Source organism: Pseudarthrobacter sp. MDT1-22, assembly GCF_054511035.1.
Map to the genome: position 1 here is coordinate 100,391 of NZ_JBTNDK010000006.1, position 26,341 is coordinate 126,731.

Annotated in this window: 21 protein-coding genes and 1 pseudogene; 5 read left to right on the plus strand and 17 right to left on the minus strand. The window is 64.8% G+C overall.

The genetic code is table 11. The features are described 5' to 3' along the window. Positions 1-100 precede the first annotated feature (100 nt). Complete coding sequence (locus ACX80M_RS06965; RefSeq protein WP_252601178.1) at positions 101-1,063, minus strand: trypsin-like serine peptidase; 963 nt, start codon at positions 1,061-1,063, stop codon at positions 101-103. Between the two features lie 145 nt (positions 1,064-1,208). On the opposite strand from ACX80M_RS06965, the gene ACX80M_RS06970 reads away from it, so the two are divergent. Together ACX80M_RS06970 and ACX80M_RS06975 are read left to right on the plus strand one after the other, a co-directional pair. Then, positions 1,209-1,535, plus strand: coding sequence for a hypothetical protein (locus ACX80M_RS06970; protein WP_252601175.1), 327 nt, complete (start codon positions 1,209-1,211; stop codon positions 1,533-1,535). A 228-nt stretch (positions 1,536-1,763) separates the two neighbouring features. Then, a complete protein-coding gene (locus tag ACX80M_RS06975) occupies positions 1,764-3,983 on the plus strand; it encodes an NADP-dependent isocitrate dehydrogenase (RefSeq protein WP_252601172.1) in 2,220 nt (739 codons plus the stop codon). Positions 3,984-4,103: 120 nt separating this feature from the next. On the opposite strand, the gene ACX80M_RS06980 is transcribed toward ACX80M_RS06975, so the two are convergent. From ACX80M_RS06980 to ACX80M_RS07030, 11 genes and pseudogenes are all read right to left on the minus strand, one after another. After that, positions 4,104-4,589 carry a hypothetical protein gene (locus ACX80M_RS06980; RefSeq protein WP_252601170.1) on the minus strand — a complete coding sequence of 162 codons (486 nt, stop codon included), beginning with the start codon at positions 4,587-4,589 and terminating at the stop codon, positions 4,104-4,106. After that, the gene (locus ACX80M_RS06985) at positions 4,586-5,800 is read right to left on the minus strand and encodes a serine/threonine-protein kinase (RefSeq protein WP_459309333.1); all 1,215 of its coding nucleotides are present in this window, start codon (positions 5,798-5,800) and stop codon (positions 4,586-4,588) included. Before ACX80M_RS06985 ends, ACX80M_RS06980 begins: the two co-directional genes overlap by 4 nt. Positions 5,801-6,067: 267 nt before the next feature. After that, on the minus strand, positions 6,068-6,763 hold the full coding sequence (locus ACX80M_RS06990) for an LPXTG cell wall anchor domain-containing protein (RefSeq protein ID WP_252607783.1): 696 nt from the start codon (positions 6,761-6,763) through the stop codon (positions 6,068-6,070). 123 nt (positions 6,764-6,886) lie between these two features. After that, the gene (locus tag ACX80M_RS06995) at positions 6,887-7,510 is read right to left on the minus strand and encodes a hypothetical protein (RefSeq protein ID WP_252601165.1); all 624 of its coding nucleotides are present in this window, start codon (positions 7,508-7,510) and stop codon (positions 6,887-6,889) included. Between the two features lie 423 nt (positions 7,511-7,933). After that, entirely contained in the window at positions 7,934-9,004 is a 1,071-nt protein-coding gene (locus ACX80M_RS07000; protein ID WP_459309309.1) for a Gfo/Idh/MocA family protein, read from the minus strand. A gap of 34 nt (positions 9,005-9,038) precedes the next feature. Beyond that, a complete protein-coding gene (locus tag ACX80M_RS07005; protein ID WP_252601159.1) occupies positions 9,039-9,728 on the minus strand; it encodes an ABC transporter ATP-binding protein in 690 nt (229 codons plus the stop codon). A 2-nt stretch (positions 9,729-9,730) separates the two neighbouring features. Further along, positions 9,731-11,202 (minus strand): annotated as a pseudogene (locus ACX80M_RS07010) (ABC transporter permease). A 263-nt stretch (positions 11,203-11,465) separates the two neighbouring features. After that, on the minus strand, positions 11,466-12,560 hold the full coding sequence (locus ACX80M_RS07015; protein ID WP_252603689.1) for a substrate-binding domain-containing protein: 1,095 nt from the start codon (positions 12,558-12,560) through the stop codon (positions 11,466-11,468). Between the two features lie 50 nt (positions 12,561-12,610). After that, on the minus strand, positions 12,611-13,894 hold the full coding sequence (gene mmsB, locus ACX80M_RS07020; protein WP_252607787.1) for a multiple monosaccharide ABC transporter permease: 1,284 nt from the start codon (positions 13,892-13,894) through the stop codon (positions 12,611-12,613). Positions 13,895-13,939: 45 nt separating this feature from the next. Then, positions 13,940-15,496, minus strand: a complete 1,557-nt coding sequence (mmsA, locus tag ACX80M_RS07025) for a multiple monosaccharide ABC transporter ATP-binding protein (RefSeq protein WP_252603695.1) — start codon at positions 15,494-15,496, stop codon at positions 13,940-13,942. 130 nt (positions 15,497-15,626) lie between these two features. Continuing rightward, a complete protein-coding gene (locus ACX80M_RS07030; RefSeq protein ID WP_252607788.1) occupies positions 15,627-16,817 on the minus strand; it encodes an ROK family transcriptional regulator in 1,191 nt (396 codons plus the stop codon). 207 nt (positions 16,818-17,024) lie between these two features. On the opposite strand from ACX80M_RS07030, the gene ACX80M_RS07035 reads away from it, so the two are divergent. Next, on the plus strand, positions 17,025-17,819 hold the full coding sequence (locus ACX80M_RS07035) for a carbon-nitrogen hydrolase family protein (protein ID WP_252603698.1): 795 nt from the start codon (positions 17,025-17,027) through the stop codon (positions 17,817-17,819). Here ACX80M_RS07035 and ACX80M_RS07040 read toward each other — a convergent pair. Together ACX80M_RS07040 and alr are read right to left on the minus strand one after the other, a co-directional pair. After that, entirely contained in the window at positions 17,798-19,447 is a 1,650-nt protein-coding gene (locus ACX80M_RS07040; RefSeq protein ID WP_459309310.1) for a PucR family transcriptional regulator, read from the minus strand. The genes ACX80M_RS07035 and ACX80M_RS07040 overlap by 22 nt on opposite strands. Continuing rightward, positions 19,437-20,651: an alanine racemase gene (alr, locus tag ACX80M_RS07045; protein WP_459309311.1), complete on the minus strand. Its 1,215-nt coding sequence runs from the start codon at positions 20,649-20,651 to the stop codon at positions 19,437-19,439. The genes ACX80M_RS07040 and alr overlap by 11 nt, the downstream gene beginning before the upstream one ends. A 100-nt stretch (positions 20,652-20,751) precedes the next feature. On the opposite strand from alr, the gene ACX80M_RS07050 reads away from it, so the two are divergent. Then, positions 20,752-22,290, plus strand: coding sequence for an amino acid permease (locus tag ACX80M_RS07050; RefSeq protein WP_252603704.1), 1,539 nt, complete (start codon positions 20,752-20,754; stop codon positions 22,288-22,290). After that, positions 22,287-23,981: a flavin monoamine oxidase family protein gene (locus ACX80M_RS07055; RefSeq protein ID WP_459309312.1), complete on the plus strand. Its 1,695-nt coding sequence runs from the start codon at positions 22,287-22,289 to the stop codon at positions 23,979-23,981. The genes ACX80M_RS07050 and ACX80M_RS07055 overlap by 4 nt, the downstream gene beginning before the upstream one ends. Here the strand turns inward: ACX80M_RS07055 and ACX80M_RS07060 are convergent. From ACX80M_RS07060 to purU, 3 genes are all read right to left on the minus strand, one after another. Continuing rightward, a complete protein-coding gene (locus tag ACX80M_RS07060; RefSeq protein WP_252603621.1) occupies positions 23,978-24,496 on the minus strand; it encodes a gamma carbonic anhydrase family protein in 519 nt (172 codons plus the stop codon). The genes ACX80M_RS07055 and ACX80M_RS07060 overlap by 4 nt on opposite strands. 83 nt (positions 24,497-24,579) lie before the next feature. After that, positions 24,580-25,257: a class I SAM-dependent methyltransferase gene (locus ACX80M_RS07065; protein WP_252603624.1), complete on the minus strand. Its 678-nt coding sequence runs from the start codon at positions 25,255-25,257 to the stop codon at positions 24,580-24,582. Positions 25,258-25,283: 26 nt separating this feature from the next. Beyond that, on the minus strand, positions 25,284-26,144 hold the full coding sequence (purU, locus tag ACX80M_RS07070) for a formyltetrahydrofolate deformylase (RefSeq protein ID WP_252603627.1): 861 nt from the start codon (positions 26,142-26,144) through the stop codon (positions 25,284-25,286). Positions 26,145-26,341 lie beyond the last annotated feature (197 nt).

A 26,341-nucleotide genomic window follows, 5' to 3' on the forward strand; every position in this document is an offset into this window, starting at 1 on the left:
TCGCGGTTTGGTCCAGTACTCGAGGATCTCCCCGTGGGTCTGGTCCGATTCGCTGTGGCTGACGGATCTGCTCCCGGATTCCGCGTCAGGTGAGGATTTCCTAAGCTCGTGCGGCACGGACATAGGTCTCCTGGATGGCCGCGCCCCAGTACGGGCCGTACATCACGGGTTTCTGGCTATAGCCGTAACTGTTGACGGAGTTCTGGAAGCCGTCGGGGCCGCTGCCGATGAACCACGGGCCACCGGAAGAGCCACCGTTCATGTCGCATGGGATGCCCTGGGTATTGAACTGCGGGTTGTTGGTGTCTTTGGTGGCCGTGCCAGTGCAGCTCCAGAGCCGTTCGCCGCTGAAGGGCTTGGCGGCAGGGTAGCCGTAGGAGGTGTACTGAAGGCCGCGGTCTTCATTGAATGCCACGCCGGAGCCCCCGACGACGTCGGTCAGGAACGCGCGGCCAAGCTGATTCATGACCGCAAAGCCGGTGTCGTAGCTGATGTCCCCGGAGCCCTCCCACTGGGCCGTGGTGTAAAGCGCCTTGGCTGTCCAGGTACCGTAAGGCCTGGCGCCATTCTCGTAGGCCGGTACAAAGACGAAGTTAGTGGCATGCGAGTTGGGGCCATCACTGACGCAGTGCCCGGCGGTGGCCACGGTGCTCTTGTTCGTCGCCGCAACGGCGTTTCCGGAACAGACGTAGTTCGCGCCGCCAAGGGTGAAGAACACCTTGCCGATGTGGGCTACCGGGTTCGCAGGCTGAGCGAGTGAGGGCTTTCCCGTGGTGCCCGCCACCTTGGTTTTGGGTCCCTTCAGCACACTGGCCGCACTGGATGATTTACCGCGTTCCAGCGCCTTGCCGGCCAGGACATCACCGGGAATCGCGGCGCGCATGCGGTCTGACGTCCAGTAGTCCGCCGCCCCAGTGCTGTCTACGATTGCGCTGGCCACCGAAGGAGCTGCTTTATCGCTCGACGACGAGGCAGCATGGGCACTTCCGGCGCCAACCAGCGCCAGGACGGCAGCCGCCGAAAGGCTCAGGAGGGTGGCAGCCAAGGACCTGGTACGCGTCATTATCGTCCTGTCTAAACGTGTGAAGGCGTGCCCGGGAGAGCCAGCCGCGTGACCCATGTAACCTATCGAGACATGACAAATTTGTAAATAGTAGTGACGCCAAAAGTATGGTCCGCAAACGTGTCCTGGATTCGCTGGAACTAGTGTGCCGCTCTGGTCAAAACCGTTGCCGAAGGGTATTTTTCTCCTATACAGTGGCACGTCCGATCTGGGCTCCGGACTCTATGCGAATTGGGGCCCCATCGTGATTGCTTTCTGGAAGTCCGCCAAGAAGTCGGCCGTGCATGGCCGGCATTTTGCAGCCGAAGGGAGCGCCCAGGGCGCTTCGCCGGAAATTGAGGCCTACGCCGCAGCCGTGCAATTGCGCGACGTCGACCCTATCCATTCGTTTACGGCGACGGAGGAGCTGCGCCGTCAGGACACCAAATACGTGCAGCTCTGGCCCAGTGATATTCCCCACAAGCGGCGCTGACCGGATCCTTACCTGCGCCGGTGGCTCCCGGAGGTAAAGCGCTACGGCGGCTGGCCGCCCCGGGTGCGCACCGCCGTCGGGCGTTATTGCATGCCCCAATCCGCTGTAATGCGGGACCGTCCGGCCGCCCCGGTACGGTTCAAAGCCGTGTCCTCAGGTAAGTTAGGGGGTGGTGAAATAGAACAAAATTTCCAAAAAATCAGCCGACCTCCAGGGAGACGCCCGCGCATGTCCAAGATTATCTATACCCACACCGACGAAGCGCCGATGCTGGCTACGTATTCGTTCTTGCCGATCATCGAAGCATTTGCTTCGACCGCAGGTGTGGAGGTGGAGACCCGTGACATTTCGCTCGCAGGCCGCATCATCTCCGTGTTCGGTGACTACCTCACCCCGGAACAGCAGATCGGCGACGCCCTTGCTGAACTGGGTGAGCTGGCAAAGACGCCGGAAGCCAACATCATCAAACTGCCCAACATCAGCGCTTCCATCCCGCAGCTGAAGGCCGCCGTCGCCGAGCTTCAGGGCCAGGGCTACAACCTGCCGGATTACCCGGACAACCCCTCCTCGGACGAGGAAACGGCCGTCCGCTCCCGCTACGACAAGATCAAGGGCTCCGCTGTGAACCCGGTCCTGCGCGAGGGAAACTCGGACCGCCGTGCACCGCTGTCCGTCAAGAACTACGCCCGCCAGAACCCGCACTCCATGGGTGCCTGGTCCGCGGATTCGAAGACCAACGTTGCATACATGACGGCTGACGACTTCCGCGCGAACGAGAAGTCCGTGGTCATCGAGTCCGACGGCACCATCGCCATCCAGCTAGTCCGCGAAGACGGCTCGGTCAAGGTCCTGAAGAAGGCCTTCCCCGTGCTGGCCGGCGAAGTCATCGACGGCACTGTTATGCGCGCCGCAGCACTGGACGAGTTCCTGGCAGCCCAGGTAGTCCGCGCCAAGGAAGAGGGCGTCCTGTTCTCAGCGCACCTGAAGGCCACCATGATGAAGGTCTCGGACCCCATCATCTTCGGCCACGTGGTGAAGGCCTACTTCTCCGAACTGTTCGAGACCTACGGCAAGCAGCTCAAGGCCGCCGGCCTGAGCCCCAACAACGGCCTGGCCGCCATCCTGAGCGGCCTCGAGGAGCTGCCGGAGGACGTCCGTGAAGGCGTGAAGGCACTGATCCAGAAGGGCCTCGACGACGGCCCGGCACTGGCCATGGTGGACTCGGACAAGGGCATCACCAGCCTCAATGTGCCCTCCGACATCATCGTGGACGCATCCATGCCCGCCATGATCCGTTCCTCCGGCCACATGTGGGGCCCGGACGGCAAGGAAGCCGACACTCTGGCGGTCCTTCCGGACAGCTCCTACGCCGGCATCTACCAGGTTGTTTTGGACGACTGCCGCGCCCATGGCGCCTTCGACCCCACCACCATGGGCACAGTCCCGAACGTAGGCCTCATGGCCCAGGCCGCCGAGGAATACGGCAGCCACGACAAGACGTTCGAGATCCAGGAAGCCGGCACGGTACAGATCGTTGACGGTTCCGGCGCCGTGCTGATCGAACACGAAGTTGCTCCCGGTGACATCTGGCGCGCCTGCCAGGCCAAGGACGCCCCCATCCGCGACTGGGTCAAGCTCGCCGTCACCCGCGCCCGCGCTTCCAAGACGCCCGCCGTCTTCTGGCTGGACGAGACCCGCGCCCACGACCGCAACCTCATCGCCAAGGTGCGCGAGTACCTCAAGGACCACGACACCGAGGGCCTCCAGATCGAAATCATGTCCCCGGAGAAGGCAACGGCCTTCACCCTGGAACGCATCCGCAAGGGCGAGGACACCATCTCCGTCTCCGGCAACGTGCTCCGCGACTACCTCACGGACCTGTTCCCCATCCTGGAACTGGGCACCAGTGCCAAGATGCTTTCTGTGGTTCCGCTGATGAACGGCGGCGGACTCTTCGAGACCGGCGCCGGCGGATCTGCCCCCAAACACGTCCAGCAGCTGCTTAACGAAAACCACCTGCGCTGGGACAGCCTGGGCGAATTCCTCGCTCTGGCCGTCAGCTTCGAGCACCTGGCCACCACCACGAACAACGCCCGCGCGCAGGTCCTGGCAGACACCCTGGACAAGGCGACGGGAACTTTCCTGCTGGAAAACAAGTCCCCGAGCCGTCGCGCGGGCGAACTGGACAACCGTGGCAGCCACTACTTCCTCGCCCGCTACTGGGCTGAGGAACTGGCCAAGCAGACCGAGGATGCGGAGCTGGCGGCATCGTTCGCGGCTGTGGCCAAGGAGCTTTCCGCCAACGAGGACACTATCGTGGGCGAGCTGGCCGCGGTGCAGGGCTCAGCGGTGGACGTCGGCGGTTACTACCGTCCGGACGAGGCCAAGGCCTCGGCCGTGATGCGTCCGTCCGCCACGCTGAACAAGGTCATTGCGACGCTGAACTAAGCGGAAACGAACGTTAGGAGGCGGCGCCCCGGGAAACCGGGACGCCGCCTTTCTCGTATGGCCGACGGGAGCGGATGAAGCACGGGTGAGTTAATACACAACGGGCCGTCCGTCTGCCCGTCAGTCGTCGTCCTTGCCTTTGCCTCTATTTCCCTTGTCGTCTGTGGGCGCGGGAGCTACCGGCGCGGTGGCTGCTTTTTGGGCCGCATCGGCGTCCGCCTGCCTTTGCGCTGCGGCCGCGTCCTCCGCAGCCTTCGCTGCTGCGGCGTCGGCTACGGCCTTGGCCGCCGTCAGGTCTGCCCGGACGGCAGTGGCGGCCGTCGTGATGCTGCGCCGGCGTTCCTCGGAAACCTGCCCGGTCCGCGCAGCGGACGCGAGGTCGGCCTCGAGGCTATCCAAAGCTGCCAATCCGCCAGCGGGGTCATTATTCGCTGAGGCCTGGGTGACGCCGAGGACTCGTTCCTGAAGTTGGCGGGCGGCATCACGTTGAAGGCTGGCCTCAGCCGGACCGCACGCTGCCAGTGAACCGGCGAGCAGAAATGCTGCTGCAGCTGTCAGGCATTTGGCAGTGGCCGAACGCCCGCGGTGCTTCGGTGCAGGGCTCATGGTTCCACGCTCTCCTGAAGTTCCTTGAGGTGGTCGCCCAAGGTGCCGGTGACGGCGGGGTAAGGAACGACGTCGGGCGTTGGCTGAGGTGCCAGGCCCAAGGTCAGCGCCGCCGCGGCTGCTCCAGCGGCGAGCATGCCCAGTGCGGTGACCGTCCAGAACCGCCTTCCGGCGTGGCGGAGACGAGACAAGTCCGGGACCCAGCCCCGCGCGTCAGGACCGCGGGTGATGTCCAACTGGCCCTTGCTGGACCGGACTACAGGCAGATCTGATTCCGCGGTGATGGCGATGGACGGCGGCCTGAACGGCATGGCCGGGAGTACACGGGTTGTCTCCGCCGCGAGCTCGCCCGGTGCGGACACGGGTGACACCAGGGCCTGACGCAGAGCGGATTCAACATCGGACGCCACGGGACGTTCCAGCGGTTCGATGGCAGTCATTGAACGGATCAGATCAGCCCACTCCGCCGGAAGGTCAGCGGGGATCTCGGGTGCCCGGTGCAACCTGGCCACTGCGGATTCCACGGCGCTGCCCGGGAACTCAACGGTTTGCTTGACGCATTCCAGCAGTACCAGACCCAGCGAGTAGATATCCGTGGCGGGCGACAGGGGAGAACCCATGGCCTGCTCCGGACTGAGATATGCGGCCGTCCCCACCATGGTTCCCGTGGCGGTCAGCCGGGCTGAATCCGCCATCCTGGCGATGCCAAAATCCGTGAGTTTTGGTCGTAAAGGTTCGCCCGGACGGATCTTCACGAGCAAGATGTTCCCGGGCTTGATGTCGCGGTGGATGATGCCCAGGCTGTGCACGTAGGCCAGCGCGTCAGCTACGCCTGCCCCGATGACTGCAAGCTCGTCCAAGGGAACTGCACTGTGCCTGATCCGGCTGCGGAGGTCCTGGCCCTCCGCGAGCTCCATGGTCAGGAACGGCCGAGGTTCGTCCAGGACACGGGTATCGATGCCTGCATCGAACAGCGTGACCAGGCTGGGATGGTTGAGCGTTGCCAGCAGTTGGATTTCGGCTTCCTGGCGCCTGAGCTCATTGGCATCCGGTGCCTGTGGGGCGAAGAGCTTCAGAGCGACATCCCTGCCGAGGTTTTCGTCCCGGGCGCGGTAGACGGATGACATGCCGCCGCGGCCGATTACGTCCGCCAGCCGATAGCGTTCGCCGAGCACTTCATTCTTAATGGAGCTAGGCGAATCCGCCACCATGACCAGTTCCTCCCGGTGCGCTGCGGCACTATTCCTGCTCAATAATACCGGCTGGCAGGGCATCCCTTAAGCCGTCTGCCGGCACGCCGGCGGCCCGGCTAAGAAGTGATTGGGACTTTCTCAGCCGGACCTCCGGTCACAAGGACAAGTGCTGGTAGTTGAGCTCTCTGGTTGCCACCTCCTATCCGAACAGTTGGCTAGGCCCCGAACGGCGGAGCCGGTGCGTTGACGGTCTTAGCCGTCGCAGTCCGCTGAGTGCGGAGGCCGCTAGGCCTTCCGACGCCGCTTGAGCATCAGCAGTCCGGCAAGCAGCAGGATGACGACTAGAGGGATCAGTGAAGCATCCATGCCCGTCTTGGCTAGGGCGGCCGTGCCGCCTTGGCCTGAGGTGTTGCCCATGGTGTTTGCTGCGGAAGATACCGAACCGGTGGTGGTGCCGGCGGGAACAACAGTGATACCGGTCGTGCCACCTCCCGTGGTGCCGGTCGTTCCGGTTCCCGGATCGGTGGTGCCGGTGGTTCCGGTTCCTGGGTCCGTTGTGTCCGTGTCACCCGTCGTGCCGGTTCCTGGGTCCGTTGTGTCCGTACCGGGCATTTCCGTACCGGGGGTTTCAGTACCTGGGGTTCCACAGCCATCGCCGCCGCCGAAGATGACGCATGCATCAATAACAACATTCGAGCCGTCAAGAACGCCGGACGTGCCCAGGCCGAGGTTTATGTCGGCTGCTGCGGCAACGTCGGCGGTGGTTCCGCTCCCGTCGGTGCCGCCGAGACCGAGGTTGACGTCGACCACAGCGGCGACGTCAGCAGTGTCCGACTGCGTTGAGCCACCCAGCAGGCCCAACGACGTCGAATCTGCGGACGTCGCCGCTGAGACCAGTGCGGAGGCCGTGAGGTCCGGTCCGCTGGTTGTGTCCGCGGCGCTGGCCGCGGTGGCGCCGAAGGCTAGTAGCCCGCCGGGCAAAGAGGGTGCTAAGCAGCCCCCTACGAAGGTTGCAATTCATGGTGATGTCTCCTGAAGAGTTGATTTGGGGCGCTGTTCAGCGCCTTGAGGCCGTGTTCTGCCCATGAAGGGCAGGGGGCTCAACTAGTCAGGAGAGGAACCGGGGTCGAATGACACCGGCGAAGGGACATGCTGAGGTGATCCGCTGACCGGGAAGGAGCCCGGGAGCGGCAGGTCAAAACCGAACTCATTCAGCCAGGCAGCAGAGCCTGAGGGGCCGGATGGCGAGGCGCCACCCCCTGCCCCCGATGCAGGTCCTGCCGGGGCTGGAGCCGGAGGCATGGACGGGTCGACTGTCCACGTAATTCCGGGCGCAGCCGGGAGCGTTCGTGCGCTGGTCTTAGCCAGCGCGGACGACGTGCCAGTGGCGGCCCGAAAGTGGTCTGCAGTGTTGGTGGAGCGGCCCGGCGCATCATCGGCGCTGTGCTCAGCACCTGCAGTTGGTCCCGCGGCGGCATCCGTGCTGGTGGAGGCCTCACCGGCGACGGCAATCCCGTCAACGATCAGGTCGGGCAGCGTGACCGGCACGGCCGCCACGGTTGCATCCACCAGATCGACCAGGGGCTGCAGCGCGGGTTCAAGAACGGGGACCGCTTCGGCGAGTGGCGGAGCGACGGTCTCGATCAGGTCATCGGCAGCCGTATCGACCACTCCGGCAACCGGGACGGCCACGGAAGTGACGGTGCCAGCCGGAACCACGCTGTTCACTACGGGTAATGGGGCTATCAGGTGGTCCGCTGTGCCCGCCACGCTTCCCACAACGGGCTGCAGGAGTCCGTTGGGAGAAGGAGCCGGGGACGCGGCCGATGAAGAGAGGCCGCCCAGAAGGGATCCTGAATCTCTCGAGGAGTCAGCTGTTGCGGCTGAAGCGGAAAGTGTCAGCCAAGTGGCAGTCACTGCACCTGCGAGGAGAAGCGGCCGGAGCGCACGCCATGGCGAACGGAATTTAGCCATGCGTACCACCCCCAGCATCGTTGAGACCTACGATTTCATCAGCGTAAGACTCTCGCGTGCAGGAAGTCTAGGGAAAACTGAAAATAAATCCAGCAAGCTTACTAATTTGTCACTCAGTCATCGATAACCGAAAGATGATTGTCAAGCCTGTTACAAAAAAATCATAGGCCATAACGATCAGTGGGCATCGTTCGGGTAGCTGACGCCCAGCTGCCCGCGCACTCCGTCAAAGAGCCGCATGGTTTTGATGGAATCCTCCAGCGGCATGACCGGGCTCTCGGTCAGGCCCTGTTGGATGCAGCGGGTCACCTCGCGCAGTTCGTAGGTATAGCCGATGCCGACGACGTCGAACGCCTCCGTGCGCAGGCCCTCCCGTCCGACGCCGATCACCAACTCCCGCGGATTGTTGATGGAACCGACACTCTGGAGGTAGCCCAGGCTGCCGGCCACGGTGGCAGTCCGCGGACCGTACGCCAGGAGCGAGGACGTCAGCTGGGCCTGGGCACCATGGTTGTAGCCGAGCGTCAGCGCATTCTGGGCGTCCACGCCGTCGTCATTAATGAAGCCGGTGGCACTGACGGTCTGCGGGAACCCCAGCGTTCCCACTGCCCACAGCAGGGGGTAGACCGAGATGTCCAGGAGGGCACCGCCACCGTGCTGCCTGGCCCACAGCCTGGACGTAGGGGAATACGGTGCGGGAAAACCCAGGTCAGCGGTCACCCAGTGCACGTCCCCGAGCTCCCCGGACGCGGCAATCTCGAACGCCCGCTGCATGCCCGGGAGGAAGCGGGACCACACTGCCTCCATGAGGAAGAGCTTCCGTTCCCGGGCAAGCGCGACGAGTTCGCTCGCTTCCCTGCCGTTGATGGTGAACGCCTTTTCGCACAGGACGTGCTTGCCCGCATTAAGCGCAGCGAGCACAATCTGGTGGTGCTGGGCGTGCGGTGTTGCGACGTAGACAACGTCCACCGAGTCATCGGCGAGCAGCCGCTGGTAGCCGGGCACGCCGTCGTCGTCCCCGTAGGCCTTGGCGAAACCGTAGTCCGCCGCGAAACTCTCCGCAGTGCCCGGTGAGCGGGAACTGACGGCATAGAGCTCGGCGTCTGGGAGCAGTGCCAGGTCCTGCGACACTGACCGCGCGATCCCGCCGGTGGCTATGACGCCCCACCGCAGGCGTCTTCCGGTGGCAGACCGGGGATCCGGGTCGGACTGGGTGGACAGCCACGGTGTGGCAATGGGCGCGCTCATGGTGCCCATCCTCTCATTCAGACCAGTGCGGGCGTCAGACCAAGGCGCGCGCCGGTTCTTCCGTCAGTCTGCCCTGCTGGAGCCTGAAGCGGCGGTCCGTCTTGTTGGCCAACGCCTTGTCGTGGGTGACCACAAGGATGGTGGTGTTGTGGTCACGCCTGAGCGAGCTGAGCAGTTCGATGATGTGGTCACCGGTCTGCTCGTCCAGGTTGCCGGTGGGCTCGTCAGCGAGGATCAGCTTGGGTTCGTTGGCCAGCGCCCGGGCAATCGCCACGCGCTGCTGCTCGCCGCCGGACAGCCGGTTGATGCGGCGCACCTGCTTCTCCGGGTCCAGCTGCACCTGCTCCAGAAGGTCCGTTGCCCGCTGCCGACGCTCGGTCCTGCGCACGCCCGCGAACTCCATGGGCAGCATGACGTTGTCCATCGCCGAAAGATTCGGGATCAGGTTGAACTGCTGGAAAACGAACCCGATATCCCGGCGCCGGTACTCGGTCAGCTTGCCGTCCGGCATCCCGGCCAGGCTCACGCCGTTGACGACGACGTCTCCGCTGGTCGGTTTGTCCAACGCACCCAGGAGGGACAACAGTGTGCTCTTGCCGCTGCCGCTCTTGCCGACAATGGACGCCAGCGTGCCCTGCTCCAGAACAAAACTGACGTCGTTGACCGGCTTGATGGTGCGGTCACCGGAGTTGAAAGTGCGGACCAGGTTCTTGACTTCAATCATGGCTATTCTCCTCGCAGGACTTCGATGGGACGGATGCGTGCCGTGAGCAGTGCAGGGACCAGCGCGCCGATGATGGCCACGCCGAACACCGCTGCGATGCCGGCGGCGATGACGCCGGGGGAGGCGCTGGCGGTGACCGATGTCAGCAGCTGGGAAGCGCCACCAAGGGGGTTCCCGGAGGGAAGGCCAGCGCCGCCGGGGAAGCCAGCACCGCCGCCCGGCATTCCGGCGCCGCCTGCAGCGCCGGCCATGGCGGCCCCGCGACCGGTGGTGGTGGCCGCCGTCGTGGTGGTGTTGGTGCTGATCAGCGCGGAAGCGATGCCGCCGCTGGCAAAGGAGGCGACGGCGGCGCCCACCGCGCTGCCCATGGCCACGAGGACCAGTGCCTCCAGCACGAACTGCAGGCCGATGGTGCGGTTGGGTGCTCCGATCGCCTTCAGAACACCGATTTCCCGGCGGCGTTCGCGGACCAGCATGACCATGATCAGCAGGATGATCAGTCCGGCGGTGCCCAGGGCAGCTACGAAGGCGATGAAGGAGATGTTCTTGACGCTGCCGAGCGAGCTGACCGCCGACTCCAGGTTCTGGCCCTGCGTGACGTCGGCTTTGTCGGTGCCGAGGGCGGACTCAAGCGCGGCCTTGGCGGCCTCGAGGTTTTCCATGCCGTCCACCGTGACAATCATCGAGGACAGCTCGCCCGGCAGTTCCGCGACGGTCTGGGCCGTGGGGAGGGTCAGGTAAAGGGCGTTGTTGCCGAACGTAGTGCCGGAGTCGAAGAGGCCGGCCACAGTGAACGTCTGCTCGTTGATGGTGAACGTGGAGCCGATGGTCAGGTTGTTCTTCTCGGCCAGAGTGGTTCCCAGGAGGGCGTTGGCGGATTCAGCCGTGTAGTCGCCGAGCCCGGTGCCTTCGGTGATGGTCAGGCTCTTGCCGATGGTGTCCACTTCGCCGCCGATTCCGGTTGCAGTGATCGGGAGGGAGCGTACCGGCTGCGCGGTGGTGGTTCCGGTGGTGCCGTTTGCGGGCTGGTTCCGTCCACCGAGGGTGCCAGCGTCGATGGCTGCGGTAAGGCTGGTGGTCAACGTGGTGGCGTTCTGTCCGGCGGGACCGCCCTGGCCGCCGCCGGGGCCAGCTTGGGTGCCGGCCGCCGTCTGCGCTGCCGCTTCGGCGGCTTCCGCAGCCGGAGTGAGCTGGTGCCGACGACGGAGGTTACGTTGGGGACGGCAGCTGCGGTGGCTGCCTGCTCGACGGTCAGCGGTTCGCCGCCGCCTTCGAAGCCCTGGCCGCCGGCCGGGTTGACGGTCAGGACGGTCCTGACGGACGCGTTCAGCTCCTGGACTTTGGCTCCGACGGCCTGGTTGGCCACCAGCATGGCCAGTGCAAGTCCGATCGCGACGGCCAGGACTGCCACCACCGCGGCTGTTCGGACCTTGTTTCTGAAGGCATTGCCAACACTCCGGGCAAGGACGCTCACTATACTCCTAGGATCTGGGGCCGGCGGAAGGCCGGCATCTGCTCCTACCCTCGCTTCGGGGCCTGTGCAGGAAGGCGGCCGAAGCTGTGTTTGGGCTGTGAAAGGCGGCGGGCAGTGAGAGAGCGTTAGTGAAAAGCGTGCATTAAGTGAGAGAGCGTTGGAATGCGGAATGCCCCGGCTCCCTGTGGGGGAGCCGGGGCATTCTATGTAAACCGGTGGTGACCGGCGGACCGCGTTACTTAGACCGCGTTACTTAGACCGCGTTACTTGGTCAGCGGGCCCAGTACCGGATCGTCCACGTAGGCCGTCTTCACGTTGGCGGCGGTCACGATGACCGGCGGCAGCAGGAAAGCGGGTACGGTCTTCACCGTGTTGTTGTAGGACTTGTCGTCGTTGATCTCAGGCGTCTTGCCTGCCTGGAGATCCTTGACCATCACGATTGCGTGCTCAACGAGCTTGCGGGTGTCCTTGTTGATGGTGGAGTACTGCTCGCCGGCAAGGATGGACTTGACGGATTCAACTTCCGAGTCCTGGCCGGTGATGATGGGCAGCGGCTTACCGGCGGCCTTGACAGAAGTCAGGACAGCGCGGGCCAAGGTGTCGTTCGGTGAGAGGACACCGTCCAGGGCAGCGGTCCCGTAGGAGCCGGTCAGCAGGGTGTCGGCGCGGCGCTGGGCGTTCTCTGCCTTCCAGCCCTGGGTGACTGCCTGTTCGAAGGTGGTCTGGCCGGAGACAACTTTGAGCGTTCCGTCGTCGATCTTGGGCTTCAGGATGCTCATGGCCCCGTCGAAGAAGACCTTCGCGTTGGCATCATCCGGCGACCCGGCGAAGAGCTCGACGTTGTAGGGGCCGGTCGGCTTCTTGGCCTTCATGCCGTCCAGCAGCGCCTGGCCCTGCAGCACGCCCACCTTGAAGTTGTCGTAGGCCACGTAGTAGTCCACGTTCTCCGTGTTGAGCAGGAGCCGGTCATAAGCAATGATCGTCGCGCCGGAGTCCTTCGCCTGCTTCAGCTGTGTACCCAGCTGGGCACCGTCGATGGCACCGACAATGATGACCTTGGCGCCCTTGGTGATCATGGCGCTGATCTGGTTCTGCTGCTCGGAGACGCCGCCGTTGGCGAACTGCACGTCCGGCTTGAAGCCGGCGCCGGAGAGCCCATCGTTGAACAGCTTCTCCGCCAGCACCCAGTTTTCGCTGGTCTTCTGGGGAAGCGCGACGCCGATGGAGGAGTTCTGCTCGAAGCCGCCGGCTCCGGTGGTGCTGGTGGTGCCGGGTTCGGCCCGTCCGCAGGCCGTCATCGCCAGTGCTGCGATTGCAGCTATCGCTGCTGCCTTTCCTGCTTTACCAATCATTCGCATTTCTTGGTCCACTTTCTCTTTGAGGGTATTGGTTCCGGAACCTGCATCGCTCAGGCTTCCCTGGCGATCGTTTCCTTGGTGGAGGTGGTTTCGTCGGGCTGCAGGGGTGTGCCGGGCCCGCCGGTTGGGCGGTTGAAGTTGTTCATCATCAGTCCGATGATGGACCGCTTGCCCTGAGACTTGTTGTAGACGTCGAACGCCACTGCGATCAGCAGGACCAGGCCCTTAATGATTTGGGTGAGGTCGGCGCCGACGCCGAGGAGCTGCAAGCCGTTGTTCAGGACTGCCATGACCAGGCCACCGATGATGGAACCGATCACGGTGCCCACGCCGCCCGTCACGGCCGCGCCGCCGATGAAGACTGCGGCGATGGCATCCAGTTCCCAGCCGACGCCGTCGAACGGGCCCGAAGCGGTGGAGCGCCCCACGAAGATCATGCCCGCGAGGCCAGCCAGGATGGACATGTTCATCATGACCAGGAAGTTGACCTTCTTGGACTGGACGCCGGAGAGTTCGGCTGCATGCCGGTTGCCGCCCACGGCGTAAATGTGGCGACCCACCACGGTCTTGGAAGAGACGAAGCCGTAAATCAGGACCAGGACGGCGAGGATCAGGCCGGGGATGGGGAAGGACGTGCCCGGACGGCCGGTGGCGAAGAGGTACGTGGCGTACAGGATGGCCGCGCAGACCAGGACAAGCTTCAGGACGACCACCCAGGTCTCTGCCACTTCGGCGCCCAGCACCTTCGCGGTCCGGCGGCGGCGGATTTCGCTGAAGATCACAAAGGCGACTGCAGCGAGGCCGATCAGCAGGGTGAGGTTGTTGTAGCCGGTGCTGGGCCCAACCTCAGGAAGGTAGCCGGAACCCAGGTACTGGAAGTCATTGGGTACCGGGATGGTGTTGGACTTGCCCACGAACTGGTTGAAGCCACGGAACAGGAGCATGCCGGCCAAGGTGACGATGAAGGCGGGGATCCCTACGTACGCCGTCCAAAGTCCTTGCCACGCACCGATCAGGGCACCCAGGAGCAGGCCCAGCAGCACGCCGGCGTACCAGGGGATACCCCAGTCGCGGATGGCCAGGGCCACTGTCACGCCCACAAACGCGGCCACGGATCCTACGGAGAGGTCGATGTGACCGGCGATGATGACCAGCACCATGCCGATGGCGAGGATGAGGATGTACGAGTTGCCATTGAAGAGGTTGATGACATTGCCCGGAGTGAGAGTGCGGCCCTCTGTGGTGATCTGGAAAAAGACGATCAGTGCGACCAGGGCGAAGATCATCCCGAATTGGCGGGTATTGCCGCCAAACAGCTTCTTGAGCGCGTTCATTGTTTCAGTCCTTGTATCTGGAAGGATCTGGAGGATTCCAGAGGGTCAGGCGGCCTTACGGGCGGAGGTCATGAGTTTCATCAGGCTTTCCTGGCTCGCTTCCTCCTTATTCAGGACCCCGGTGATGGCGCCCTCGAAGATGGTGTAGATGCGGTCGGAAAGACCCAGCAGCTCGGGCAGCTCGGATGAGATGACCACCACGCCTTTGCCCTGGTTGGCCAGTTGCTGGATGATGCCGTAGATCTCGTACTTGGCGCCCACATCGATGCCACGCGTCGGTTCATCCAGAATGAGGAGGTCCGGGTCCGTGAACATCCACTTCGCCAGAACCACCTTCTGCTGGTTGCCGCCCGACAGCTTGGCGACGCCTTCCTCCACAGAGGGCGTCTTGGTACGCAGCGCCTTGCGGTACTGCTCGGCAACTTCGAATTCCTTGGCAGTGTCCACCACGCTGTTTCGGCTGATCTTCTTGAGGTTCGCTGAAACGGTGGTGGCCTTGATGTCATCGAGCAGGTTCAGGCCCAGGGACTTTCGGTCCTCGGTCACATAACCCAGTCCGGCGTCAATCGCCTGCCGGACGTTTTTGAGGACAACTTCCTTGCCGTCCTTATATACATGGCCGTTGATGAACCGGCCATAGGAGCGGCCGAAGACGGAGCGGGCCAGTTCGGTACGGCCGGCACCCATCAGCCCGGCGAATCCCACAATCTCGCCGCGCCGCACAAAGAAGTTTGAGCTCTTGCAGACCAGCCTGTCCTGGATGGCGGGGTGGCCAACGGACCAGTCCTTCACTTCGAAGAACACTTCGCCGATCTTGGGGGTGTGGTCGGGGAAGCGGGACTCCAGGGCCCGGCCCACCATGCCCTTGATGATGCGGTCTTCGTCGACGCCGTCGGCCTTGACGTCGAGCGTTTCGATCGACTTGCCGTCCCGGATGATGGTGATGGAATCGGCGATCTGCTCGATCTCGTTGAGCTTGTGGGAAATGATGATCGAGGTGATGCCTTTGGCCTTGAGGCCCAGCATCAGGTCCAGGAGGTGCTGGGAATCGGATTCGTTCAGCGCCGCGGTCGGCTCGTCCAGAATGAGGATCTTGACTGACTTGTTCAGGGCCTTGGCGATCTCCACGAGCTGCTGCTTGCCGACGCCGATCTCCTTGATGGGGGTGTCCGGGTCTTCTCTGAGTCCCACCCGGGCCAGCAGCTCCGTGGACCGCTGCCGGGCCTCCGCCCAGTTGATGACGCCGCGTTTGGTCGGTTCGTTGCCCAGGAAGATGTTCTCCATGATGGACAGTTCCGGGATCAGGGCCAGCTCCTGGTGGATGATCACAATGCCGGCGTGCTCGCTGGCGCGGATGTCCTTGAACTGCTGGACCTCGGTCTGGTATACGATGTCGCCGTCGTAGCTGCCGTACGGGTAGACGCCCGAAAGCACCTTCATCAGCGTGGATTTGCCGGCGCCGTTTTCGCCGCAGATAGCGTGAATCTCGCCGGCTTTGACCCGGAGGCTCACTTCCGACAATGCCTTGACGCCGGGAAATTCCTTGGTGATGGAACGCATCTCCAGGATGACCGGGTCAGTGTGCGTGGTCTGGGACGTCATTTGCCCTTACGCCTCCAATGCATGACTTCTTTGTCCGCCCCGCAAAGCGCAGGGGCGTCTGATGAAAAAGTAAACTGGATCACACCCGTTGTCGTCAAGTCTTTAACGCAATTGCCGGATAACAAAACGGCTACGTTCGCCGGATCCCGGCATGCTGGAACACCAACGCGGCAGCCCCCAGGGCCTCCGCGCGGTCCCCAAGTGAGGACATCGTCAGCTTGGTGGTCTCGCCGATCACCGGCACTGCATGCCGGATAAGCCCCCTCCGAATGGGGTCGAGCAGCAGGTCGCCCAGCCCCGCGAGGGGACCGCCCACCACGATCACTTCAGGGTTGATCAGATTGGCCACATTGCCCAGGGCGCGTCCCACTGCCAGGCCTGCATCATCCACCACCCTGAGCGTGGCGGAGTCGCGCGCCAGGGCTTTGCGCACGATGTCCGCCGGCGTCAGGGGCGGGTCTTCGCCGCGGCCCAGCAGCTCCATCATGGTGGTAGTGGAGGCGATGGTCTCCAGACAGCCACGGTTACCGCAGCGGCACACCAGCCCGTGCTCGTGGATCGTTGCATGGCCGATTTCGCCCGTAATGCCGACGTTGCCGTAGTACGGCGCGCCGTTGAGGATCAGGCCCGCGCCGATGCCCGATCCGATCTTGAGGAACATCAGGTTGCTCACGCCCGAATGCGGCCCCCAAGTGACCTCGGACCAAGCGCCAAGATTGGCGTCGTTGTCAACGAATACGGGGATATTGAGCTTTTCCTCCAGATGCTGGAGGATGTTGATGCCCACCCATTCGGGGAGGATAGCGCCCTGCGCCACGGTGCCGGTCCGGCGGTCGATGGGGCCGGGAATTCCGACGCCGGCGCCCACCACCAGGGTCCGGTCCACGCCGCTTTGCTGCAGCAGTTTGTCCAGTAGTCCGACGGCTGCCCGGATGCCTTCCTCGGCCTGGTGGCCGAGCGACAGCAGGACGGATTCCTCGGCGATCACGTGGTAGCTCAGGGATGCCAGGACCACTCGGAGATGCCGCCGGCCGAAATCGATTCCCACTGCCACCGCGCCGTTGCTGTTTAGTCTTACGTTGAGTGCCCTGCGGCCGGAACTGGTGATCGGCTCGGTTGACGCCAGGCCCGCGTCCTGCATGATTTTGACGATGTTGGACACCGTGGCGGTGGAGAGGCCGGTCTGGCGCGCAAGCTCGGCCTGGGTGGACGGGCCGCTCATGAGGGTCTCGATGATCCGTTGCTGGTTCAGTTGCCGGAGGGCTGACTGGGATCCCGGATTTTTTGGCTTGCTCCTCGTCGAGCGCGGTGTGGCGGACATGAAAAGAAGACTGCCCTACATTGACGGTTGCAGTCAAGAAGTTAACGCAAGGAATTTGCCGGATGAGACAAATTGATGGGACGATCCGTCCGTCCTGTGGCCTTGGCCGGTGCAATTGGCCCCGGATGCCGTTCAGGTCCGGTGGCTAGGCTGGAAAAACCGGACGCATACTTCATGTGGCCGTCCCGATCATGTGAGGTGGAAACGGTGCTGCTGGCCCTGATGCAGGCAAACGCCCGCGTACTCGATGTGGATGCAAACTGTGCCGCCCTGGATGCGGCTGCCCGGGCGGCCGCCGGGGAGGGCGCAGCAGTCCTGGTCACCCCGGAGCTGTTTCCCGTGGGCTACGCGCCGCTGCGGCTCCGCGCGGAGCTGGACCCTGCCGGGCTTCCCGCCATCCGGGAGGCGCTGGAAGGGATCGCGCGGCGCCACGGGATCGGACTGGTCTACAGCCTGCCGTCAGTCACAGACGGGGGCAGCTGGCACATCACCTCCACGCTCGTGGACGCCACGGGGGGTGAGCTTCTCACCTACGCAAAAGTGCACCTCTTTGGCGATGACGAACGCGCGGCGTTCAGCCCCGCGGAGGCGGGTCCCGCCGTCGTCGATTTCAACGGATTCCGGACCTCAATGGTGATCTGCTACGACGTGGAATTTCCGGAATCGGTCAGGGCCGCCGCGCTGGGCGGGGCAGAGCTGCTCCTGGTGCCGACCGCTCTGGCGCACGGCTTCGAGGCGGTTCCCCAAGTGCTGCTCCGGGCCCGCGCGCTGGAAAGCCAGCTGACCATCGCCTATGCCAACCACTCAGGAACCGAGGACGGCTGCGAATTCCTCGGCGGCAGTGTCATTGCCGGACCGGATGGTTCGCTGCTGGCCACGGCGGGACCGGGGGCCGAACTCCTGTTCGCCGAGGTGGATCCGGACGCCGCCCGGATTACCCGTGACGTGATGCCCTATCTCCGGGAACGCCGCCCGGAGCTCTACCGGTCCTGGGGCATCTGAACCATCCGGTCCTCCAGGCCGTCCACATACTGCAGGGCAATCCACAGCTCCGCCCGCACGTGGGCGGAACCAAGGTCCATGGCCAGCAGCTCGGCCAGTGCATTGATCTGGCGCCGCACGCTGTTCCGGTGCATCCCCAGGACTTTGGCAGTGGCATCCCAGTTGCCGTTTTCGCCCAGCCACGACTTCAGGACACTGAGTTGGGTGCTGATTCGGTCAGGCTCCTGCGCCAGGATCGGTTCCAGCAACCGGGCGGCAAGCATGGTGCCGGCGCTGCGGCCCAAGAGCCCCGTGACCGACCACGTGACGTCATCCACGCGCACACTTTGTCCGCTGGCCTGGACGCGGGGCCGCAGCGACGCCGCACGCTGGTACGCGGCAGGAAGTCCGGCCATTTCCGTCGGATCGCCCACCACCAGGCGCCAGCCCAGCTCCTCCACCTCATGCAGCAGCGTGTCGTCCACCTTGAGCCGGGTGACGGCGGCAAACCCGTAGTCCGTCAGTTCCACCATCTTCGTGTCGAACAGCCTGCGCCACTGCAGCAGTTCCCTGACAGGGCCATCGGCCGGCGCGGGCGCCGACGCGTCCGCCCGCACGCCCTGAACCACCCGGAGGGCACCGGACCGGGTTCCGGAAACGCTTTGCGCCAGGAGGTCCCTGAGGACGTTCAGCTGCCGGGTTGAGCCGGCGGCCAGGCTCTCCGGATGCAGCAGCAGCGCCGTTGCCAGCTGGCTGGGGGCGAGCGAGCCGCTGGTGCGTTGTCGCACCAGCAGTTCCAGCAGCCCCACTACCGAGGACACCACACTGTTCTGCGCCGGGGTCAGCGCCCTGTCCGTCCCGAGGATCAAAGCGCCGAGGGTGGCGTCCCGCGTGCTGCGCAGCGGATGCCCGAACACCAGGGCAGAGCCGGGAATGTCGAAGGAATCCATTTCCACCCGGGGGCCGCTGCCGCTGAGCAGCCGGTCGAGGATCTGCTGCAGGGCGGGAAGTTCGACGCCGGTGCCCGCCCGGGCGCGGACCCTTCCGTCCGCGCCGACCAGCACCGCCCACACGGGAACCCGCTGGGCCAGTGCGGCCAGGAGTTCATGCTCGGGGCGGGCGGAGAGGACTGCGCGCATCAGCTGCCGGTTGATGTCCGCCAGCTGCCTGAAGGCTTTGGCGTTATCCGATTCGAGCAGCTGCGAAAATTCCAGCCCGATGGCAGCGAACGGCACAGTGCTTGGTACCTGAACCAGAGTCAGGTTATGCCGGACGCAGGCCTTCACCAGTGCCTCCGGCGCTGCGTCGAAGTAAGGTTCCAGCCCGAAGCCCAGGGCCCCCACCCCGGCTCCCACCAGACGCCGCACGTACGCGTCGACCCGGACCTGGTTGCCTGCCTCGCCCACAAACGGCAGACCCGCCGTGAGGAGGAACTCACCGTCGAGCAGGTACGGCGTGGGGTCCTCCAGCTCGCTGGGCTCTACCCAGCGCAGCAGGCCGGAACCGTTGCCGCCGTCGTGCAGGATCGTTAACTCCGGCGGCAACTTTTCCAGGAACTGCTCCAACGTGACAGCGCTGATCGGCTCGGCGCCGGTCCCTCTTCCCGTTACGGCTCTGGTGCCCGCTCCCGCGGCAGCTTCAGGCGACATGCGGCACGCTGACTTCAGGATCCTGGTAGTCGGGGCACTCGTAGGCCCTGGGCAGCCGCGGCGCTATCCGGTTGATGATTTCGTCGCCGTGGCTGCCGATGGCCGAGCCCCATTCGTCCGCGCTCGCCGCACCGGTGTCCGGATCGCCGAACAGCACGGCCGTGTCGCCGACGGAAACTCCGCAGGCTTCCGGGCCGAGGTCCACCATGAACTGGTCCATGCACACCTTGCCGATCACGGGCACCCGCCTGCCGCCCAGTTGGACAATGCTGCGCCCTGAGATGCCTTTCGGGATGCCGTCCGCATAGCCGAGGGGGATCAGCCCCAGATACCTTGCCTCGTGGGTGATGGCCTGGTGTTCGTAGCTCACGCCGGTGCCGGCCGGAACCTTCTTCACGAGCACAACGGGAGCCGTGACAGTCAGGGCCGGGCGCAGCCCGAAATCCGCGGGGTCAAGATGGTCGGCGGGCGCCAGGCCATAAATGGCCAGCCCGGCCCGCACCATGTCGAAGGCAAACTCAGGGCGGTCCAGGATGTTGGCAGAGCTGGACACATGCCTCAGCTCCGGTTCCAGGCCGCCTTCCCTGGCCTGCCGTACGGCTTCCCCGAAGGCGTCCACCGCTGCGGCGTTCCCGGGGTGGGCCGGTACGTCGGCCCAGGCCAGGTGGGTCCAGATGCCCCGGACAGTGAGGGTCCCCTCGAGCTCGGCGTTGCGTGCAGCGGCCACAAGGCCAACCCAGTCTTCCGCGCGGGCGCCGCCGCGACTCAACCCGCTGTCCAGCTCAAGGTGGACCGCGGCCGGCCTTCCGAGCGTGCGGGCGATGCCGGCCACAACGTCGAGTTGGGCGGGGCTGCCCAAGGACATGTCGACGTCGTTTTCCACAGCTTCGCGAATGATCTCGCTGGACGCTGTGGCGAGGTACAGCCAGGACAGCACCGGCGCCGTGATGCCTGCGCGGCGTAGCGCAAGAGCCTCCGTGAGCTGTGCCGTTCCGAGCCAGTCAGCGCCGGCAGACAGGGCAGCCTGCGCCACCTCGACAAGCCCGTGGCCATAGGCGTTGCCTTTCACCACCGCCATGAAGTGCGGTGCGGGAGTGAGTTTCCGGAGGGCGCGGACATTATCGGAAATCGCGGCCAGATCAACGCTGACCCGGCCGGAAAGCACTGCCGAAGGCGTGCTGGTCTGTTGTGCATTACGTCTCATGCCAGAACACTATAGGTCATTTTGCACACTCATGAGAGGTGGCTCACATGCCTAAGCTGGGCGAGGGGAAACGACAACTACTCACGAACGGACGTCAACGATGACTGTGCCCACCTACACAGAACGCCGGCCGGCACCGCCTGCCGGCAGGCCCGGCCTGGCCGCGCAGCTGCTGCGCCGCAAGCCGATCGGACAGATGGTCAATGAAGCCGAAACAGGCCATGGCGGCACCCGCCTGATCCGCAGCTTCGGCGTTTTCCAGTTGACCATGATCAGCGTCGGCGCGACCCTGGGAACCGGAATTCTGGTGATCCTGGGCGAATCGGTTCCGCTGGCCGGGCCGGCCATCTGGATCTCCTTTGCCATCGCTGGACTCGCCGCCCTGCTGTCCGCGGTGTCCTACGCCGAAATGGCCGGCCTGGTTCCGGTGGCAGGTTCCAGCTATTCCTACAGCTACGCCACTTTGGGCGAGGGCATGGCCTGGATCTGTGGCTGGTGCCTCGTGCTCGAATACGCAGTCTCGGTCGCGGCGGTGGCAGTTGGGGCCGGCCAGTACGTGAACGAGTCCCTGGCGGTCTTCGGCCAGTTCCTGCCCGACGCAATCTCCCAGCCACCCGGAGACGGCGGAGTGGTGAACGTCCCGGCGATGGTCATCGTTCTGCTCGCCATGATCCTGCTGGTTCGCGGCGCCAAGGAAAGCGCCTGGATTAACACCGCCATCGTGGTGGTCAAGGTGGGAATCCTGATCTTCTTCTGCGCCGTGGCTTTCACCGCCTTCAGCGCCGGCAACTTCGAGCCTCTCCTGCCCATGGGCGCTGCTGGTGTCTCAGCCGCCGCGTCCAGCGTCTTCTTCTCCTACATCGGCTTCGACGCGGCGTCCACGGCCGGTGAGGAAGCCCGCAATCCCAAGCGCGACTTGCCGCGGGCCATCATGCTCTCCATGCTGATCGTCACCACCATCTATGTCCTGGTTGCCGTCGCCGCCGTCGGCGCCCGTCCCTGGGGCTGGTTCGACGGTAATGAAGCAGCACTCGTGAAGATCCTTGAGGAAACCACCGGACAGCCGTGGATCGCCCTGGTCTTCGCCGTCGGCGCGGTCCTTGCCATCGCCAGCATCGTGCTGACTGTCCTTTACGGACAGACCCGCATTCTTCTCTCCATGGCCCGCGACGGACTCATTCCAAAAATCTTCGGCCGGGTCTCCGCGAGGACCGGCACACCGGTTGCCGGCACCCTGATCGTGGGCCTCCTCGTGGCAGTCACGGCCGGCCTGGTTCCACTCGGCGCCCTGGCTGACGCCACGAGCATAGGCACCCTCTTCGCCTTCGCGCTGGTGAACGTTGCCGTCATCTACCTGCGCCGTGTGCGGCCTGAACTCAAGCGGACCTTCCGGGTCCCGCTATTTCCGCTCACGCCCATCCTCGGAGCGCTCATGTGCGCCTACCTCATGGCCAACCTGGGCGCCGACACCTGGGTGACCTTCGGCATCTGGATGATGGTGGGTATCGCGGCGTACTTCGGCTATGGCCGGCGCAATTCAAGGGTGGCTTCCATGAGCCACGAGGAATACCGTGAGCTGAGCAGGCCGGAATCTTCAACGCTGTCCACCCCCGAACAAACAAAGGCAGAGCTTTCATGACCGTCGCCACCGAACTCCCGGCCTCTGACCCATCCAGCACCCAGGCTGGCCCCATCACCATGCTGAACCCCGATTTTCCGTTCAGCTACGACCACTACCTCGCCCATCCGGCAGGGCTCGGCGCGGTTCCGCCGGAGCTGTACGGCACCGAGGTGGCAGTTGTAGGGGCGGGCCTTTCGGGCCTCGTCACGGCCTACGAACTGATGAAGCTGGGCCTGCGCCCTGTCATCTATGAAGCGGACCAGATCGGCGGCCGCCTGCGGACGGCCGGTTTTCCGTCCGCTCCCGGCGTGGTGGCCGATCTGGGCGGCATGCGGTTCCCCGTGTCGGGCAGGGCTTTCTACCACTACGTGGACCTGCTAGGGCTGGACACCCAGGATTTCCCCAACCCGCTGGCACCCGTCACGTCCAGCACCGTGATCGAACTGGCCGGCCAGAAGTACTACGCCGAGACCGCCCAGGACCTGCCGCCGTTCTTCCGCGAGGTGGCCGATGCCTGGAAGGCCGCGGTGAACGACGGCGCGAGCTTCGTCGAAATGCAGGAGGCCATCCGGGCCCGGGACACGGGCCGGATCAAGGAGCTCTGGAATGAGCTGCTGCCGCTCATGGACGAGCAGACCTTCTATGGGTTCATCGCCGGGAGCGAGTCATTCAAGGAAGCCGGCTTTGCCCACCGGGAGGCCTTTGGCCAGGTGGGCTTCGGCACAGGCGGCTGGGACACGGACTTCCCCAACTCCATCCTGGAAATCCTCCGCGTGGTCTACACCGACGCCGATGACCAGCACCGGCTCATCAGCGGGGGAGCCCAACGGCTGCCCGAGGCACTGTGGCAGCACGCGCCGTCGGGCATGGCCCACTGGCCGGACGGAACATCCCTGGCGTCGCTCCACTCCGGCACGCCCCGCGGCGCCGTGGACAAGATCAGCCGCGATGCCGACGGCGACCTCCGGATCCGGGAGCGCTGGGGCCGCGAAGCCAGCTACCCCGCCGTGGTCACCACGTGCCAGTCCTGGCTGCTGTCCACGCGCATCCACACCGAGGAGGCACTGTTCCCGGCCGAACTGTGGACTGCGATCGAGCGTTCGCACTACATGCAGTCATCCAAGACGTTTGTGATGGTGGACCGGCCGTTCTGGAAGGACATCGATCGGGACACCGGCCGTGAGGTCCTGTCCATGACCCTCACGGACCGGTTGAACAGGGCCACCTACCTCCTGGATGACGGCCCGGACAAGCCCGCCGTGATCCTGCTGTCCTACACGTGGAACGATGACGCGCTCAAATGGCTGGCGCTGGACGCCGACGAACGCGTTGAGCTGATGCTGCACTCGCTCGAGCAGATTTACCCGGGCGTGGACATCGCCAGCCACATCGTGGGCCAGCCGATCACCGTTTCCTGGGAAGCGGACCCCAACTTCATGGGTGCCTTCAAAGCGAACCTGCCGGGGCACTACCGCTACCAGCAGCGCCTCTTCACGCACTTCAAGCAGGACAAGCTGCCCGAATCCCAGCGCGGGATCTTCCTTGCCGGTGATGATGTGTCCTTCACGGCGGGCTGGGCCGAAGGCGCCGTAACCACCGGCCTGAACGCGGTGTGGGGTGTGGTGAAACACCTGGGCGGGACGTCGGCGCCGGGCAACCCCGGTCCGGGCGAACTCCTGGACGCCATCGGGCCCATCAGCCTCGACTAGCCGTGCAGCTCCCGGTGCGCGCGCGCCAGCTCGACGTAGCGCACGGCGTTCTGCTTCACGCCGTCGAACTCCTCATCGGTGAGTTCCCGCCGTACCTTCGCCGGGACGCCGGCAACCAGCGAGCGGGGCGGCACAATAGTCCCTTCCAGGACAACGGCGCCGGCTGCCACGAGCGAGCCGGTGCCGATCACCGCGCCGTTAAGCACAGTGGCGCCCATGCCGATCAGGCAGTCGTCCTCTACAGTGCAGCCATGGACGACGGCGGCATGTCCCACACTGACCCCGGCCCCGACTGTGCAGGGGAAGCCCGGATCGGCGTGCAGCACCACGTTGTCCTGCAGGTTGCTGCCGGCGCCGACGCTGATGGCCGCTGTGTCGGCCCGGACCGACACACCATAGAAGGCGCTTGAATCCTCAGCGAGCGTGGCCTTGCCGATGATCGACGCCGTCGGGGCGATGAAGGCGGATTCGTGGACGGCCGGGGTGTTCCCGGCGAAAGTGTGAAGAGGAGCCATGGGCCAAGCCTAGGACATCCGCCCACCCCAACTGAGTAGCGCTATCTGTCGTTATGAGCCCTCATAACGACAGATAGCGCTACTCAGTTGGGAGAGGCGGGGGTGCGGAGGATCAGGAACTGGTAGTGCTGTGTCCAGTTCCCGGCGCCCGGGCCGGATTCCTCGCCGTTGCCTTCCGGCCAGGTGACAAAGTCCTCGATGGCACCGTGCCGGCCAAAGACCTGCCGCACCGTCGCGTCGCTGCGCCGGCTGAAGAACCGGGGTTCTACGTCGTCCTCGGGGTTCAGGACCTCTTCATCCTCACCGGACCAGAGGCCGACGGCGATGGGCGCGCCGCGTGCCGTGACGCGCACCAGTTCGCGCAGGACGCCGTCGATATCGGTGGCAGGGACGTGTAGCAGCGTGCTCATGGTCCAGAGGGCCGGGAAGGTCCCGTCCGGGAAGGGCAGCTGCCGGGCGCTGGCCACGGAGACGTCCAGGCCCTTCGTCCGGGACCTGCGGACGTGCTCCTCGGAGAGGTCAACGCCGGTGTAATGGATGCCGGCCCGGACGAACTCCAGGCCGTCGAGCCCCATGCCGGAGCCGATCTCCAGGACGTTGTGCCGGCCCTCGGCCTTGAGCAGCGAGATGAACCGCTCACGCTGTTCTACCCGCTGGGGCGCAAGCGGATGTTCCGTGCCGGACGCCGCGCGGCGGTTATAGAACTCGGCGAGGCGCTGTTCGCGGCCGGGTTCCTCCACTGCATTCTCAACTGCGTCCATGGACCACGACCTAGATAAGAGACTGCCTAGTTAAAGACCACTGTCCGGTTGCCGTCCAGCAGCACCCGGTGTTCTGCATGCCATTGGACGGCCTGCGTCAGGGTGCGGCCCTCCACGTCCCGGCCCATCTGCACGAACTGCTCCGGAGTGCGGGCGTGGTCCACGCGGATGACTTCCTGCTCGATGATGGGGCCCTCGTCCAGCGCGGCCGTGACGTAGTGGGCAGTGGCGCCGATCAGCTTCACGCCGCGGGCATGAGCCTGGTGGTAGGGCTTGGCGCCCTTGAAGGACGGCAGGAACGAGTGGTGGATATTGATGGCCTTGCCGGTGAGCTCCGCGCACAGGTCATCCGAAATGATCTGCATGTAGCGGGCCAGGACGGTCAGTTCGATATCGTGCTCGGCCATGAGGGCGCGCAGCTTGTCCTCGGACTGGGCCTTGGTGTCCGGGGTGACCGGGATGTGGTGGAACGGGATGCCGTAGAACTCGGCCAGCCCGGCGAGGTCACGGTGGTTGGAGACGATGGCCGGGATCTCGATGGGCAGGGTGCCGGAGCGCTGCTGGAACAGGATGTCGTTGAGGCAGTGCGCGGACGTGCTGGCCATCAGGAGCGTGCGCACCTTCTGGCCCACGGGGTTGAGGCTCCACTGCATGCCGAAGGAGTGGACCACCGGCTCAAGGGCGGCCTGGACCTCGGCCCGGGAGGCCGTCGTCGTCGCTTCCACCCGCATAAAGAAGTTGCCGGTTGCGGGGCTGCCATACTGCTGCGAGTCCAAAATATTACAGCCCGCCACCAGCAGCGCTCCGGCCACTGCGTGGACAATTCCGGGGCGGTCCGGGCAGGACAATGTCAATACGTAAGCTCGGTTCAGCTGCTCTTCAGTCACGACTACAAGCCTACCCGCGCGGCCCGCCCGCGTTTGGTAGTCTGGTGGGGTCGCAACTGGCGTTGGGTGGCTAACCACCAGGGAGTGGCAATCACGAAGACCACGGATCGTACGCCTGGGCCGAGGGTCATGTCTTACCGGAACTGCACCCTCTGCGGGTGCGGTTCGCTTTCACGCCCTGTCATCAAGGGGCGGTG